This is a genomic window from Nostoc sp. LEGE 06077, assembly GCF_015207705.1.
Classification (GTDB): domain Bacteria; phylum Cyanobacteriota; class Cyanobacteriia; order Cyanobacteriales; family Nostocaceae; genus Nostoc_B.
On record NZ_JADEWI010000027.1, the window covers coordinates 42,909 to 57,857 of the forward strand.

A 14,949-nucleotide genomic window follows, 5' to 3' on the forward strand; every position below is an offset into this window, starting at 1 on the left:
GCACATCGTGTTAATGGTATTACCATATTCTCACCGAATATTTACTCAAACACCCAGATTAACCGATACAATCGTTTAAACAGACTCTACATTATATTTAAGCGATTTATATGGTAACTAAATCTGATATTCAGGTGACAGTTTCCCTGACGGAATTGGGTTTGGATGATGAAGAATTGCAAGCCCAAGTACAAAATTTACTCCCCCAGTTGCGAGATGTGGATGGGGTAGAAGACGCAGATTTAGTTGCAGTTACAGAAGTACCACAAGGTTCTAAGGCGTTGGGTGGTTTTTCTTTGGGGACATTCAAAGCCCTGGTTAATCCTGCTGTTATCAAGCCTGTGTTTGAATTTTTAGGCCGTTTGTCTAACAAAACCTTTGAAATTGAAGTAGAAGCTTACGGGGAAAAATTCAAGGCGAAAGCTAGTAGCAAAGAAGATTTGATATTCATCCTCGAAAAAACCGAAACTTTATTGAACAACGCCAAAAATAGACAAGACAGCAATAATGGCTAAGGTAGCACTGTTAATTGGGATTAGCGAATATGAACTAGGACTAACACCGCTACCCAATGCTGTGAATGATGTTGAGGCGATGCGGCGAGTTTTGCTAAACCCAGAAATGGGTGATTTTGCACCAGAGAATGTCACAGTGCTGAAAAATCCCCAACGGCAAGAAATGGAAGATGCTATTTATAACTTGTATGCCCATCGTGACAAGGATGACTTGCTGCTGTTTTATTTTTCTGGACATGGAGTGACAGTTGAAAGCGGTGATTTTTACTTCTCAACTTCCATCACCAGAAAAAATCAAAACAAATTAGTCCCTACAACCGCCGTAGCTGGGACAAGTGTACATAGTTGGATGAACCAAAGCAAATCTAAGCGACAGGTAGTAATTTTAGATTGCTGCTTTAGTGGTGCTTTTGCCAGAGGTTTGACAGCAAAAGACATTGATAATATTGACCTAGAACAAAAATTAGGCGGTGAGGGTAGAGCAATTCTCACAGCTTCCTCTTCTACACAATATGCTTTTGAGTCTGATGGGTTGGACTTGTCAATTTACACTCATTATCTGGTAGAAGGCATTGAGAAAGGTGTAGCAGATTTAGATGGTGATGGTTTAATTGCGGTGGATGAATTGCACAAATATACGAAAAGCAAAGTGCAAGAAGCATCACCCGCGATGACACCAGAATTTTATCCTGTAAAAGAAGGTTATCGGATTTTTTTGGCGAAGTCGCCCAAGGATGACCCTAAGCTGAAATATCGTCAGGAAGTGGAACGCCGGATCAATCGTGGTAAGTTTACCATCCCGGCTCGTCGCTTGTTAAACTCATTGCGGAATCAGTTCAAGCTTGACTCTGATGTGGCTGATGCAATTGAAGCGGAAGTTAAAAAACCATATCTGGAATATCAGCGTAAATTAGAAGAATATGAAGCAACGTTGATTGAGACAATTGCAGATGATCCGAAATTGGGTGAAACAACTTTCAATGATCTTAGAGACTATCAACAACATTTAGGTTTACGAGATGAAGATGTTGCACCAATAGAAGAACGAATTCTTGGTCAACAAAAACAGTCTGTATCTGCGGAAGAATTACCTGACGCGGCGTATTCCTCAAACCTAACCCCCAGCCCCTTCCCTAGTAGGGAAGGGGAGCAAGATTCAAAGCCTCTCTCCGCTGCGGGGAGAGGTTTGGAAAGGGGTTCTACGTTACCTACAACTATTCAAACCAATCAGTTTGAATTTGAAATAGTAAAGGTAGATGCTAAAGGACAAATCATCAACCGCAGCCAGGGACGCGCCGAGTTTTTTACCGAAGACTTGGGTAATGGCGTAATTCTAGATATGGTTGCAATTCCTGGCGGAAAATTCCTCATGGGTTCGCCAGAGAGTGAAGAGGGACGATATGACTCTGAAAGTCCGCAGCATAATGTCACTGTTCAACCCTTTTTTATGGGGAAATTTCCCGTCACCCAAGGGCAATGGCAAGCCGTTGCTGCTTTTGATAAGGTAAATATTGATTTAGATTCTGATCCATCCTATTTTAAAGGTGCTAACCGCCCTGTAGAACAAGTTTCTTGGTATGATGCGGTGGAGTTTTGCGATCGATTGTCAAGAGAGACTTGTAAGATATATCGCTTACCCAGTGAGGCAGAATGGGAATATGCTTGTCGTGCAGGAACGACTACGCCGTTTTATTTTGGCGAAACGATTACGACAGAGTTAGCAAATTACAACGGCGATTACACTTACGGTTCTGCTCCCAAGGGTGAATATCGACAAAAAACAACAGAAGTTGGGCAATTTCTGACTAACCCCTTTGGTTTATTCGATATGTGTGGTAATGTATGGGAATGGTGTCAGGATGAGTGGCACGAAAATTATAATAATGCGCCAACTGATGGCAGTGCATGGCTGGTTGAGAATGATAATGAATATCGACTGCTGCGCGGTGGTTCGTGGTACCGCAGTCCTAGGTATTGCCGTTCGGCGAATCGCAGCAGGAGTGAGGGTGACAACAGGGGCAGCTTCGTGGTTTTTCGGGTTGTGGTTGTGCGGGGCAGGACTTAGTAGCGCTTTATACTCTTACCCTTTAGCCCTCTGCCCTATTTTCTTTACCCTTTTTAAACCCTCGCGCTCTGCGCGATAAATTTTTTTGAGATTTCACGGATGAGTGATTTACCCATAATACAGAAAACCTACGATTTAATCAAGTGGTACGTGCCAATTTTAAATCGCCTGCCCAGAGATCATAAATTATTACTGGGTAATCGAATTATTACAGCAATCTCTCGTAGGTTGGGTGAAACGAAGTGGAATCCAATAAATGATATAAAAAAACAAAAATTCCTCAACTACAAAAATTTAAATTCACATAGTAAAGTGATGTAGATTTTTTAGTAGAACTAGAACCAGGGCGTAATTTATTAGATCGAATTGGCTTAATGCAAGATTTAGAAGGGAGCATCCCACTTTTTAGTTTGTCATTGCGAGCGCAACGAAGTGGAGCGAAGCAATCGCAAAATCACTCAACATGAACGAGTTAATGCGATTGCTTCGTCGTTCCTCCTCGCAATGACTTTGTGTAATTAATTCTGTCAGACTACTTATTGCAGAATGTTGGCGATCGCTATTTTAATTGCTACGAGTTTGCATAGCCATTTTTTCAGCTTTTAATTTACGTAGCCTTTTAACAACTGGATTAGGGTTGCGGCTTTGTTCTTCTCTCATGCGATCGCCCCACTCTAGCCAATCTTTGAGATAAGCATCTACAGCTTGTTGATTGTGTAAGTAGTAGAGAATAGTAGCATAAACCTGCTCTAAAGTAAGTGAAGTATAGGTTTTAGCAATCTCTTCGGGAGTTTTAGCACGGAAAAGGTAGTCAAATAAAATCGTTTCAATTCCTACTCTTGTACCCTGGAGTCGAATATCATCAGGCGCAAGAAAGTTAAAGTAGTCTTCAAGCTGCATAGTTCGCTAAAAATAATATGTTGATATTATTGCCTGATCGTAACATCGAACTAATTTCAGCGATTCTTGGCAAGAGAAGTTGGGCGATCGCAAATTGAATATTCTGCACCTAGCAGGCGATCGCGTGATCTACTATAATAATATTGGTTATAAGCTTTCTGTTCGTACCTTAAGAAAGCAATTACAATTCCTAACGACTGTAACCGTCATTACCCCATCGTCGCTTCAGCTTTTGATAATATCAGCCTGTGACTTGTATTACCCTCTTAACGAAATAGACCTGTTGGCAAGACTAATGCCACAGATGCCAACTGCTCAGAAACTAGCACAATGATTTACAAAATATGGGGACAGCAGATTGCCGCTAGGGTTGGGTAACAGCATCTTTTCCGGGAGTTGGTATGCCAATGGAGATGACGCAAGCTAATACATTTACAAAATGATATCCGCGAGAGACTTGTATTGGTATAAGCATTTTCGTTAAGCTGGCAACCAAAGATGCAAAATAAGGTCTGAATTGCTTATAAGCGTAATTTTGGCTACGTCGTCATTTGTGTTTTGTTTTTGCTAATGACAAATGACAGTTTTCAACCCATACCCACTTGAATAAGATAAAAATGGCAAACAACGAAGAATCACGCGGTTTAAAGTCTCTGTTTGATTGGTTTGCAAATCGAAGAAAATCAGGCTCTACCAACCTGGAACGGCAAGAACGAGAAATTGCTGACGGGCTATGGCACAAATGTTCTAAGTGTGGTGTTTTAACCTATACAAAAGATTTGAGAGCTAATCAAATGGTCTGCGTTGAATGTGGACATCATAATCGGGTAGATAGTGATGAACGCATCCGCCAATTGATAGATAACAATACTTGGCAAGCAATAGATGAGCATTTGCGACCGACTGACCCATTACAATTCCGCGATCGCAAATCCTATAGTGATCGCTTGAGAGAAATGGAAACCAAAATCGGTCTTATAGATGCAGTGAAAACCGGTTTGGGACAAATCAACGGAATGCCCGTAGCCTTGGGAGTGATGGACTTCCGGTTTATGGGTGGTAGTATGGGTTCCGTTGTTGGGGAAAAAATCACCCGCTTAATTGAACAAGCAACTGGACGACGTTACCCTGTCGTTATTGTCTGCACTTCTGGTGGTGCGAGAATGCAAGAAGGTATGCTTTCTCTGATGCAGATGGCGAAAATCTCCGCAGCTTTAGACCGCCATCGTGATGCCAGATTATTGTATATTCCCGTGTTAACCAATCCTACAACTGGTGGCGTAACTGCGAGTTTTGCCATGTTAGGCGATATTATTTTGGCAGAACCCAAATCAACCATTGGTTTTGCTGGTCGGCGAGTGATTGAGCAAACCCTCCGCGAAAAACTGCCAGATGATTTTCAGACTGCTGAAGATTTACTCAAGCATGGCTTTGTGGACGATATTGTTCCTCGCACTCAGTTAAAGAATACCTTGTCCCAGCTAATTGCTTTACATCAACCAGTTACAACCGCCCCTTCCATGATGTTGTGGGAGTCTATGACATTGAGTTCTACAGCAGTTGAGTAGAAGTAAAAAGGTAAAAGTAAAAAGGTAAAAGTCTAGATTTATTTTGCCTTTTGCCTTTTGCCTTATCTTCCTGGTTCCTGCACAAAAAACAGCGGTACAAGTGCGGCGAGGCGCAACAAGCCAGAGATGGCGAATAAACCCAGTAAACCTCCCCAAACGGCAAATTGGGCAATGAAACTACCGATAGTTGTGCCTAAAGCGCCGCTACCACCAGCCACAGCCGCTGCGATCGCAAAATAAATTGACTGATTTTTAATTGGTGCGATCGCTAATTGCAAATTGTTATTACATAAGTCAATGGCTGCCCAAGTCACACCAGCCAAAATATGTAAAAGTGGCAACCATAGCCAAATATCCAGTTGATTAGCATTAATTCCTAACCAAAAAATTGGTGTCAGTCCCACCAGAATCCCCACAAAAATTAAGATAGGAAGATTACCTACTCTGTCTGCTAATTTGCCCCACCAAATCAGCATCAACAAATTGGCACCAGCTTGCAAACTTCCGTAAAGCGTCACCCAACTAACATCTATACCCAGGGTATCTAACATATAGAGATTAAAAAAAGGTGCGCTCAAGTGAACAGCAAACATCCATAAACTGATATAAATTAGCAATATTAAAAAGTTATTATTTTTCCAAATACTCGTATTAGGTAAAGCAACTAATTCATCTGGGTTATTTATAGGTGCAGAACCTAGAGAATTTTGCAACTGGGGATTAATATCTACCTTAAAATATTGACAGCCGATGCTAACAATGCCAAACACCACCCCAATTAGCAGTACGACCCCATAACCTTGAATATTCCCCCCATACCAATGAGATACGACTAAACCAGCCAAAGGCAGACACAGCAAATTAGTCAAGCTAACCGCACTGTTGCGAATTCCAAAATACCTACCGCGCAATCGTCGCGGAACAATCATCGCCAACCAACTCATCCACGATGCACAACCTAACCCACCTAAAAGATGAGTGGCTAAAACAATCAACAGCGTCATCAAAACTAACTGTTGTGAACTGATACCGCCCCAACTAAAAATAACAATAGCGATCGCTAAAATTAGCCACACTAGACGAGCAGTTCCATATATTCCCAGCGCATAGCGAAAACGGCTAGTAGTGCGTTCTGATAAATAAGCACCCAATGGCTGAATGAGATTTACCAGCATGGGTATAGAAGATAACATCCCAAATACTACAGGACTAGCATCTAATTCCACAAGGAAATTACTGAGTAGAATCCCGCCCGTAGTAATACCAAAAACCGTTGCTAAAACTGCATCCACAGTGGAGGCTCGTAAACTAGTACGAATAGCATCCTTAGAAATACGGAAGACAGGTTTTTTGCTTGGAAGCAGTGTAGTTGGGGGCGTAACAATCTGGGGTATTTCCAGAGTCAGAGAAGCAGCTGTTTCAACCTGAACAGAATCCATAGTTATATTTGAAGTAACGCACCTGGGTGCAGTTTTAGGTATAATTTTTCGTTATTTTATCTTGCTTAATCTCAACAAAAATTCAGATTTGTTAAACATCTGTCTTGAGCTACAGACGATATAAGTGAAGTGAAAGCTACTGTCATCTATCCGTGAAAAGAATCAGCTTGTGCAGATTTTTAGGTGTAGTAATAGGGATTGCGATCGCTATTATTGCTTGTCACACTCTACCACTACCAACAGCAAACGCCCTCACCATCAAACTTAGTGGCTGGGCTGGTTCTCAAGTTGAGCAAAAGCTATTAAAACAAGTTTTGCAAGACTTTGAAACCCAGCATCCCAACATCAAAGTTAAATACGAAGTTATTTCTGACCAATATATGGATGTCATCAAAACCCGTTTGGTTGGAGATGCGGCTCCTGATGTCTTTTATCTTGATGCACTCGAAGCGCCTTTTTTGATGAGTCAAAATGTTTTGGAACCCTTAGATAATTACATTCAATCAGAATTTGACATAGAAGACTTTGAAGTTACCCTTTTAGATAGTTTTAAATATCAAAACCATATTTATGGGCTACCGAAAGACTATTCTACATTAGCTCTGTTTTATAACACAAAATCTTTTGCTGCGGCAGGTTTAAATACTCCACCAACAACTTGGACAGAACTACGTTCTTATTCCCAAAAATTAACAAGCAAGCTCAACAAATATGGTTTTGGTGAATTGCCTGAATTAGCACGTCAGGGATATAAAATTAAAGCCTTTGATGGACAAATTATTGATGAGAACGGTTATGCGAATTTTGCTAGTCAAACTAGTTTACAAGGTTTGCAATTAGTTATCGACCAGTATCAAAAAGATAAATCATCTGCCCAAAAATCTGATGTTGGCACAAACTCAGGTAGCGAAATGTTTGGTCAGGGTAAAGTAGCGATGGTGATTGAAGGGAATTGGGCGATTCCTTATTTACAAGAAACCTTTCCCCAACTCAAATTTGCTACCGCAGAATTACCCAGAATTAACAATCAAAAAGGCACAATGGTTTTCACTGTCGCCTATGTTATGAACAAGCAATCTCAGCATAAAGCCGCGGCTTGGGAGTTGATTTCTTCCCTGACTGGTAAAGCGGGAATGCAAAAATGGACAGCCACAGGATTTGCACTCCCAACACGAAAATCGGTAGCACAAAAATTAGGCTACGACAAAGATATTCTGCGAAAACCATTAGTTGCAGGAGTGAGTTATGCAACACCTTGGCAAGTTGGTCAATATCCCCAAGCAATTATGAATAATTTTGATAATCAGTTTGTCAGTGCTTTATTAGGACAACAAACATTAAATCAGGCGATGTTACGGGCGGAGAATTCTGCAAATCAGCAAATTAAAGTGATGAAGTAAATACATTAAAGTAGGGTGTGTTGTCGCCTAGCGCAACGCACCATCTTATTTGGCGACTATTCCTAATCAATTTCCCATTCTACTCTCAAGGTTTCCAGCTTAGGATTTTTGACACTCAGCCGCTTACACTCTTCCAAAAATTCTTTCACCTGTTCTTGAGTCAAACTCAAACCCCCATCTTGAAGATTATCAATATAAGCAATTACATCTGAAGTTGTCAGATATGAATTTATTTCTTCCAACAAAATAGCATTATTGACCTCTCGACAAACTAACTCAATATCAGATGAAGTAAATCTGCTACTCTTCTCTGCTAACATTTCAAAACTAATCGACTGATTTACATTAATTTGTGATAGATAATGCTGAAATATATCGGCTCTTTCGGCTTGGTTGGGTGGAAAAATCGGAATTTTCCAATCTAATCTACCAGAACGTTTCAAGGCACTATCAATGCCACTTAAATAATTAGTAGCAGCAATAACTATGACATCACTATCTTTAATATTATTCAGTTCAATCAATAATTGATTGATTGTGGCTCTTTGATCAGTATGGGAATTCTCATCATTCCGATTAAACCCAATGCTATCTAACTCATCTATAAATAGCACAGAAGGGGCTTTTTTCTTAGCTTGAGCAAAAATATCTCGAATATTTTTTTGGCTTTGACCTATCCAAACACTGATAATATCAGCCGGGGAAAATTTAAAGAAATATCTCCCTGATTCATTAGCAAAAGCATTAGCTAGTAACGTTTTGCCACATCCAGGTAATCCATAGAAAAGAATACCCCCAATTGCACCTTTATGTCCTTTAGATTGTAATTTGAGCAGTTTATTTAATTTTTCTTTTTCTTCATTTAGTCCTTTGACTTGGCTAAAGTCAAGTTTTACTTGTTTGGTAACTGGTATGATTTGTCTTCTAGCATTTCTTTTAAATCCATATTCAAAAGTCGGATAATTAATCGTTTCAAAAGACACAGGTACTAATTGATGTTTTTCATAATCTGGGGTCATAACTATAATTTTAAAGTTATCCCCATAGTATTCTGCTAGTTTATATTCTAAAATTTCTTTAGTCTTTTTGAGTTGATAATAGTTGCGAGCAATTTCAAATCCAGGTACTACCAACCAAACACTTTCTAAATTATTTGGCCATACCTGAGATTTTCGCAGTATTCTCTTAATCATGTCAAAAAAGAGATTATTATCCGCAAACTCTTGATATTTGAGAGTTTCTATTTCTACTACAATCTTATTTTTGACATATACTTCAACTTTTTCAGTTTGATATTCTTCATATTCATCCTCATCTGTATTATCTTCGTCTTGAGAAGTTAACTCTACCTCACAGCCGATATGCGATAATTCATATCCAAGATTTTCTAATGTTTTGATAGCAAAATATTTCAGATAAATATATTCAGTGCTTTCTTGTTGCCATTTTAGATGATAAAGATGTTCCGGTTTCATCCTCAATAACAATTGTGATTCAGCTTGAATCTGGGCTTTTTGTAGTTCTAAAAAATAATTGAGTAGCGATACATCATCTTCATCTGTTTGATAATAAGGCAGTTCAAGTAATAGACGAAAGTGAGCTAATATTTCTTCTTTTTGCTCAATGGCAGCTTCATGAGAATATTTACATCTCATAGTAAAAGTAAAAGGAATTTTACTAGCCACTGTATCTACTAAATGTCCTAAACTATCTTCTTTTTGTTGGGCTTGAATTTCTCGCAAAGATGGGCAATGAAATAAAAGAAATGTTTGCGTAGAATTATATTTATTTAAAGACAAAGATATAGATTCAAACTGCTCGTCAAATTTTTCTGAATCGAGTAATTCCAATCCAGTACCTCCTAGTATGACACTAGTCATAGTTGAGCGGTAAAAATGAAATATATTTGCTCCTTGAATAGAGTTTTCTTTTTCATTTTCATTATCGTCATCTGAGTCAATTATCTTAGTAGCAAATTGCCTGACAGAAGAACTTGTAACTTCAGTTAGACCTTTATATTGAAACTTTCTAATTAATTCATAATTAAATATTTTGACAACAATATCAGAAAAGAAATCTACATCTTGAGGAATGAGAAAAATTCCCATAGGTTGATTTGAATCTAAACAAGACTGGAAGCGTTCATATTCTTGATCAGAGCCAAAGTCAAATAAATAGTAAAAGAAATCATGTTTGACTTGAATGACTTCTCTAAGCTTTTGCGAAATTGGTTCAGATGCTAAAGTTTCTTGAGAAAATTCTACATCTTTGAGAGAAATATCTATCTTGGTATCTAACGGAACATATAAATCAAAAGCTGGCTCGGCATACAACCCTAAGTTATCAAGAATAGTATTAAAATCATCGATGAAGGCTTGGCTTCTGCGTTGATAGCCAAACTGCTCCATAATGGTTTTCACTCTCAAGCTTTTTTTAGCTTTACCTGTTCTGTGAAGTTCATTTTTGATAGAGCTTAAGTAGGCTGTATATGACATTTTGTATCCTTAACAATAACCAAATCTATTGTTCCCAAATTGAGATATGCAGTTAACTTACATAAGCGATCGCCACAGTCTCCGATGTACCATAAATAATCATGCCCTACCTATCGCTGCAACTGGGTTGTGCGGAATTAGGCGGAGGTTAAGTTATGTTGCAAATTCATAGGCGACAGAATCACATTACAGAAAATCTGGCTGGATATCTGTTTCTCGCGCCCACTATTCTGGTTTTGGGAACTTTTGTTTTATTACCGATTATTTACGCTGTTTTTCTTTCATTACACAAAGTACAACTTCTTGGCGGGATTGAGTATGAGTTTATCGGGTTTCGCAATTTCAGCCGCTTAGTTGAAGATGAACGCGTTTGGATTGCTTTGAAAAATACGGCGGAATATGTGGCCATTGTCGTACCTTGCCAAACTATTTTGGCTTTAGTTTTGGCGGTAACTCTCAATTCGGGGATTCGCGGCAAAAATTGGTGGCGTATCCTCTATTTTTTGCCCACAGTGACTTCTTCGGCGGTGCTGACGCTGATTTTTATGTGGATTTATAACACAGATGGGCTATTGAATGATGGTTTAGCTTTTGTAGGTTTACCTACTTATAACTGGTTGGGAGATCCATCTGTAGCACTCAAAGGCATCATGATCATGAATATTTGGTCAACTGCACCGTTTTATATGGTGATTTATCTAGCGGCGTTACAAGATATCCCTCAAAAATTGTATGAGGCGGCGGAACTAGATGGGGCAAATACTTGGCAGCAGTTTATTTACATAACAATTCCGTTACTCCAGCCTGTAACTTTTTTTGTTGTCGCTATCGGGATAATTGGGACTTTTCAATTATTTGACCAGTCTTATATTTTCTCTGGTGGGACTGGCGGCCCGAATAATGCAACGCTGACTTTAGTCTTGCTAATTTACCAAGCGGTATTTCGCAATTTACAGATGGGTTATGCGGCGGCGATCGCATTTTTATTGGCCGTAGTCATTATTACTATAACTTTAATTCAGCGGCGGTTATTTGGAGGCGAAAAAACTTGAAGACAATTTCTCGCATTCCTTGGCTCAAAGTGTTGTTATACCTAGTATTGACGGTTTATGGAGTGATTACTGTCATACCCTTTCTTTGGGCATTGTCGGCATCATTTAAGCCATTATCAGAGATTGTCAACGGCAGCAGTAATTTTATCCCGCAGAATTTTACTTTAGACAATTACAAGCAAATTTTTTTACAGGAACCGCTATTTTGGCGCTGGTTATTTAACAGTGTAGCGATCGCCGTTAGCGTGACACTATTAAACTTAATCTTTAACTCAATGGCTGGTTATGCCTTAGCGAGACTGCGCTTTGTCGGTAAAAGCTTCTGGTTTTTCTTAATTTTGGCAGTGTTGGCAGTCCCAGCGCAAATTACCTTGATTCCTACCTTTTTAATTTTAAAGGCGATCGGTTGGCTAAATTCTTATCAAGGCATGATTGTGCCAGGGATGGTAAATGCTACCTTTATCTTTATGATGCGGCAGTTTTTCGTCAATTTCCCTAGAGAATTAGAAGAAGCAGGACAACTAGATGGTTTAACTACCTGGGGAATTTTTAGACATATTGTCTTACCTTTAGCTAAACCAGCCCTAGCAGCCCAAGCCGTTTTCGTCTTCATGGGTAGTTGGAATAATTTTTTGCTCCCTGTCGTCATTTTATTTGACCCCGAAATGTTCACCTTACCCTTGGGCTTGAACACCTTCAAAGGTCTATACATCAGCTATTGGAACTACATCATGGCAGCTTCGATGGTGTTTACTCTGCCAGCTTTAGGTATATATGCTTTCTTCAACCGTTACTTTATTCAAAGTGCAGCCTTTACAGGCGGGAAAGGATAGTTATTAGTCAATGGTCATTTGTCAATGGTCATTTCTTACTTCCTCTACTCCCCTACGCCCCTGATCCCTGATCAGAATTTTGGGCAACAAATTGCACTCCTAACGTGATATTGGTATTACAGCGACTTAATCTCTATTTGTCTGTTAACAAACATTATGGGTTTTGCAGATCTACCGATCGCAGAGATAGCAAAAAACTACAGTATGACTGTGGCGAAAGTGTTTTCTCTGTATAAGCAATTGGGAATTGCCTATAAATGCCAAATGGCTCATTGGGCGTTAGAAAATGCAAAAGCAATTATGGCGCAAACATCGTCGGAAATTTACCACCAAGGTACTAGCGACTCGGTGAGTGATACCAGAGTCACCTTGAGGGCGATTTCGGACTGGAGCGAATTTTTAATAACATAGAACCGCTGTTAGCGACACGGAGATTGAACATCGCATTATTTAGCTGTGTTGAGCGTCAAAATTTTTAAGGGGAAACAATGTTTAGAAGATTAATTGGCGTTGTTGTGGTTACTGTTTTACTGGCATTTCAGTTGATGGTCGGTAGTGCTACAGCTGTGGAACTAGACGCAGCTACCAGAACAGTGCCATTAAATGAACAGGGTGATACAGTCGTTCTTAGCCTCAAACAAGTTAAAGAAGGCAAACGCTTATTTCAATACGCTTGCGCCCAATGTCATGTTGGTGGCGTTACTAAGGTCAACCAAAACGTCGGACTTGAACCAGAAGCTCTAAAATTAGCGACACCCAACCGGAATAATATTGCAGGTTTGGTAGATTACATGAAAAATCCCACTACTTATGACGGGGAAGAGGAAATCTCTGAATTACACCCCAGCCTCAAGAGTGCAGATATTTTCACAGAAATGCGAAATCTGACCGAAGATGATTTAGTAGCGATCGCTGGTCATATCCTCCTACAACCCAAGGTTGTCGGTAGCAAGTGGGGCGGGGGCAAAATTTATTACTAAGCCTCAGTATTAATTGCTGAGTGTTGAGGGATTAGGTGCTAGGGATTGAGGTTTGAGCAAAAATTTTGGATTAGGCTGTAATCTAAAATCTGAAATCTTAAATTCCCAGTACCTAATCCCTATATTTTTGAGCATAATTTACTACTTTTTCCTCCCTTGTACTCCAATACGGTTCAGTTAAGAAAGTTTTCTTGTGGAGATAAGGGAACTGGGAACAGTAAAAGACAAAAAAGCTTATCTTAACCGTATTGCCTTACATCCTTGATTACTGAGCGTAGTCGAAGTGTCAAAGTATCCACCCCTATGTTTCTTGGGTGCAATGTAATTTAGGAATTATTGCTGGTGGCAAAGTTTCTGAATGTTAATTTATCGCCCAATTCATAAAAAAATTTAGATCTATGACATATTGTCAAACTTTGGCGTTGATTTTATTTAGAATGAAATAGGGAAAAAAAACCATCTGTTAGGAGAAAGTCATGAAATTGATTGCAGCAAGCCTGCGACGCTTGAGCCTAGCTGTTTTGACAATTGTTTTAGTTGTGAGCAGTTTCGCTATTTTTACACCTTCCGCCGCCGCAGAAACCTACCAAGTCAAGCTCGGTAGCGATAAAGGGTTGCTAGTATTTGAACCCAAAAAGATCTCGATCAAACCCGGCGATACAATTGAATGGGTAAACAACAAAGTTCCTCCCCATAACATTGTCTTTGATGCAGCCCTCAACCCTGCCAAGAGTGCAGATTTAGCTAAATCTCTGTCTCACAAACAGTTGTTAATGAGTCCTGGTCAAAAAGACACAACCACTTTCCCCGCCGATGCACCAGCGGGTGAATACACCTTCTATTGTGAACCCCACCGTGGTGCTGGGATGGTTGGTAAAATCACTGTTGAATAGAAGTAGCACTGTTGACCTAGATATTTTCTAGGCTCTTCAGTTAAATTCACAAAGCAACAAACGCCAGAATCTGGCACATACAAAAAATTAACTAATAGCGGTGACGAGTTTGATTTCCGCCCAGAATGCTCAACAGCGCATAGCGATGTCAGAGATTAACTCGTTACCGCTAATTTTATGGAAATGTAAAACTGATAAAATAAATACCAATTCAAAAAATATTGGCAGCACATTAATCAATAGTTATGAGAATAATTTATTTAGTCGCTGGAGCCTGGAGAATAACTTGAGAATACTTTTGTTAATGTTACTTGTAGCGATCGCGCTATTCAAACTAACATTTACTTATCCAGCACTAGCTGCCGAAACATCCAACGGTGCCAAAATCTTCAGCGCCAATTGTTCTTCTTGCCACATAGGCGGCGGTAACATCCTCGTTGCCGAAAAAACTTTAACCAAAGAAGCATTATCAAAATACTTGGCAAATTATAACACAGACTCCATTCTGGCAATTATTCATCAAGTGCAGAATGGGAAAAATGCTATGCCTCCCTTCAAAAATAAGTTAACTTCCGAAGAAATTTTGGATGTAGCTGCTTACGTTTTTCAGCAAGCAGAACAAGGGTGGTAAGTAGCTGTCCCAGGGAATAGGACAACAAGGCAAAAGTACAAAGGTAAAAGTAAACAGAAAGAATACTTATACCACAAGATTTTGCTCATTTCAGATAGTCTGGTGATTTCCGCAGATCTATAACCAGAGCCTAGAAATGAAAATCTTTGGTGTTTTGACTTTTGCCTTTTAACTTTTA

The 14,949-nt window shown here is 39.5% G+C and carries 13 protein-coding genes and 1 pseudogene; 11 read left to right on the forward strand and 3 right to left on the reverse strand.

Annotated elements, in window-relative coordinates:
* The first annotated feature begins 110 nt into the window (after window positions 1-110).
* From IQ244_RS17750 to IQ244_RS32545, 3 genes and pseudogenes are all read left to right on the forward strand, one after another.
* Window positions 111-515, forward strand: a complete 405-nt coding sequence (locus IQ244_RS17750) for a sugar ABC transporter permease (RefSeq protein ID WP_193896399.1) — start codon at window positions 111-113, stop codon at window positions 513-515.
* Entirely contained in the window at window positions 508-2,580 is a 2,073-nt protein-coding gene (locus tag IQ244_RS17755) for a caspase, EACC1-associated type (protein ID WP_193896409.1), read from the forward strand. The genes IQ244_RS17750 and IQ244_RS17755 overlap by 8 nt, the downstream gene beginning before the upstream one ends.
* A 99-nt stretch (window positions 2,581-2,679) precedes the next feature.
* Window positions 2,680-2,797, forward strand: a pseudogene (locus tag IQ244_RS32545) (four helix bundle protein); the annotation flags it as partial.
* A gap of 347 nt (window positions 2,798-3,144) precedes the next feature.
* Here IQ244_RS32545 and IQ244_RS17760 read toward each other — a convergent pair.
* Window positions 3,145-3,480 (reverse strand): DUF433 domain-containing protein, encoded by a 336-nt coding sequence (locus tag IQ244_RS17760; protein WP_193896411.1) that lies wholly within the window; start codon window positions 3,478-3,480, stop codon window positions 3,145-3,147.
* A gap of 617 nt (window positions 3,481-4,097) precedes the next feature.
* Here IQ244_RS17760 and accD point away from each other — a divergent pair.
* Window positions 4,098-5,048, forward strand: a complete 951-nt coding sequence (gene accD, locus IQ244_RS17765) for an acetyl-CoA carboxylase, carboxyltransferase subunit beta (RefSeq protein ID WP_193896413.1) — start codon at window positions 4,098-4,100, stop codon at window positions 5,046-5,048.
* A gap of 62 nt (window positions 5,049-5,110) precedes the next feature.
* Here accD and IQ244_RS17770 read toward each other — a convergent pair whose 3' ends face one another.
* A complete protein-coding gene (locus tag IQ244_RS17770) occupies window positions 5,111-6,487 on the reverse strand; it encodes an MFS transporter (RefSeq protein WP_193896415.1) in 1,377 nt (458 codons plus the stop codon).
* A 152-nt stretch (window positions 6,488-6,639) separates the two neighbouring features.
* Here IQ244_RS17770 and IQ244_RS17775 point away from each other — a divergent pair, with 152 nt between their 5' ends.
* Window positions 6,640-7,887, forward strand: a complete 1,248-nt coding sequence (locus IQ244_RS17775) for an ABC transporter substrate-binding protein (protein WP_193896417.1) — start codon at window positions 6,640-6,642, stop codon at window positions 7,885-7,887.
* 62 nt (window positions 7,888-7,949) lie between these two features.
* Here IQ244_RS17775 and IQ244_RS17780 read toward each other — a convergent pair whose 3' ends face one another.
* Window positions 7,950-10,382 (reverse strand): ATP-binding protein, encoded by a 2,433-nt coding sequence (locus tag IQ244_RS17780; RefSeq protein ID WP_193896420.1) that lies wholly within the window; start codon window positions 10,380-10,382, stop codon window positions 7,950-7,952.
* A 155-nt stretch (window positions 10,383-10,537) separates the two neighbouring features.
* Between IQ244_RS17780 and IQ244_RS17785 the strand changes: the two genes are divergently transcribed.
* The 6 genes from IQ244_RS17785 (at window position 10,538) to petJ (ending at window position 14,771) form a co-directional block, all read left to right on the forward strand.
* A complete protein-coding gene (locus tag IQ244_RS17785; RefSeq protein ID WP_193896422.1) occupies window positions 10,538-11,434 on the forward strand; it encodes a carbohydrate ABC transporter permease in 897 nt (298 codons plus the stop codon).
* Window positions 11,431-12,267 carry a carbohydrate ABC transporter permease gene (locus IQ244_RS17790; protein WP_193896424.1) on the forward strand — a complete coding sequence of 279 codons (837 nt, stop codon included), beginning with the start codon at window positions 11,431-11,433 and terminating at the stop codon, window positions 12,265-12,267. Before IQ244_RS17785 ends, IQ244_RS17790 begins: the two co-directional genes overlap by 4 nt.
* Window positions 12,268-12,423: 156 nt before the next feature.
* Window positions 12,424-12,678 carry a hypothetical protein gene (locus IQ244_RS17795; protein WP_193896426.1) on the forward strand — a complete coding sequence of 85 codons (255 nt, stop codon included), beginning with the start codon at window positions 12,424-12,426 and terminating at the stop codon, window positions 12,676-12,678.
* Window positions 12,679-12,755: 77 nt separating this feature from the next.
* Window positions 12,756-13,247, forward strand: coding sequence for a photosystem II cytochrome c-550 (psbV, locus tag IQ244_RS17800; RefSeq protein WP_193896428.1), 492 nt, complete (start codon window positions 12,756-12,758; stop codon window positions 13,245-13,247).
* A 476-nt stretch (window positions 13,248-13,723) separates the two neighbouring features.
* Complete coding sequence (gene petE / locus IQ244_RS17805) at window positions 13,724-14,140, forward strand: plastocyanin (RefSeq protein WP_193896430.1); 417 nt, start codon at window positions 13,724-13,726, stop codon at window positions 14,138-14,140.
* A gap of 286 nt (window positions 14,141-14,426) precedes the next feature.
* Window positions 14,427-14,771: a cytochrome c6 PetJ gene (petJ, locus tag IQ244_RS17810; RefSeq protein WP_193896470.1), complete on the forward strand. Its 345-nt coding sequence runs from the start codon at window positions 14,427-14,429 to the stop codon at window positions 14,769-14,771.
* Window positions 14,772-14,949: the final 178 nt, after the last annotated feature.

What these genes read in the sequence shown, in the direction of transcription:
- accD (WP_193896413.1), top strand. Translation starts at nt 4,098, where the DNA reads ATGGCAAACAACGAAGAATCACGCGGTTTAAAGTCTCTGTTTGATTGG.
- IQ244_RS17760 (WP_193896411.1), bottom strand. Translation starts at nt 3,480, where the DNA reads ATGCAGCTTGAAGACTACTTTAACTTTCTTGCGCCTGATGATATTCGA.
- IQ244_RS17780 (WP_193896420.1), bottom strand. Translation starts at nt 10,382, where the DNA reads ATGTCATATACAGCCTACTTAAGCTCTATCAAAAATGAACTTCACAGA.
- IQ244_RS17750 (WP_193896399.1), top strand. Translation starts at nt 111, where the DNA reads ATGGTAACTAAATCTGATATTCAGGTGACAGTTTCCCTGACGGAATTG.
- IQ244_RS17795 (WP_193896426.1), top strand. Translation starts at nt 12,424, where the DNA reads ATGGGTTTTGCAGATCTACCGATCGCAGAGATAGCAAAAAACTACAGT.
- IQ244_RS17770 (WP_193896415.1), bottom strand. Translation starts at nt 6,487, where the DNA reads ATGGATTCTGTTCAGGTTGAAACAGCTGCTTCTCTGACTCTGGAAATA.
- IQ244_RS17785 (WP_193896422.1), top strand. Translation starts at nt 10,538, where the DNA reads ATGTTGCAAATTCATAGGCGACAGAATCACATTACAGAAAATCTGGCT.
- IQ244_RS17755 (WP_193896409.1), top strand. Translation starts at nt 508, where the DNA reads ATGGCTAAGGTAGCACTGTTAATTGGGATTAGCGAATATGAACTAGGA.
- psbV (WP_193896428.1), top strand. Translation starts at nt 12,756, where the DNA reads ATGTTTAGAAGATTAATTGGCGTTGTTGTGGTTACTGTTTTACTGGCA.
- petE (WP_193896430.1), top strand. Translation starts at nt 13,724, where the DNA reads ATGAAATTGATTGCAGCAAGCCTGCGACGCTTGAGCCTAGCTGTTTTG.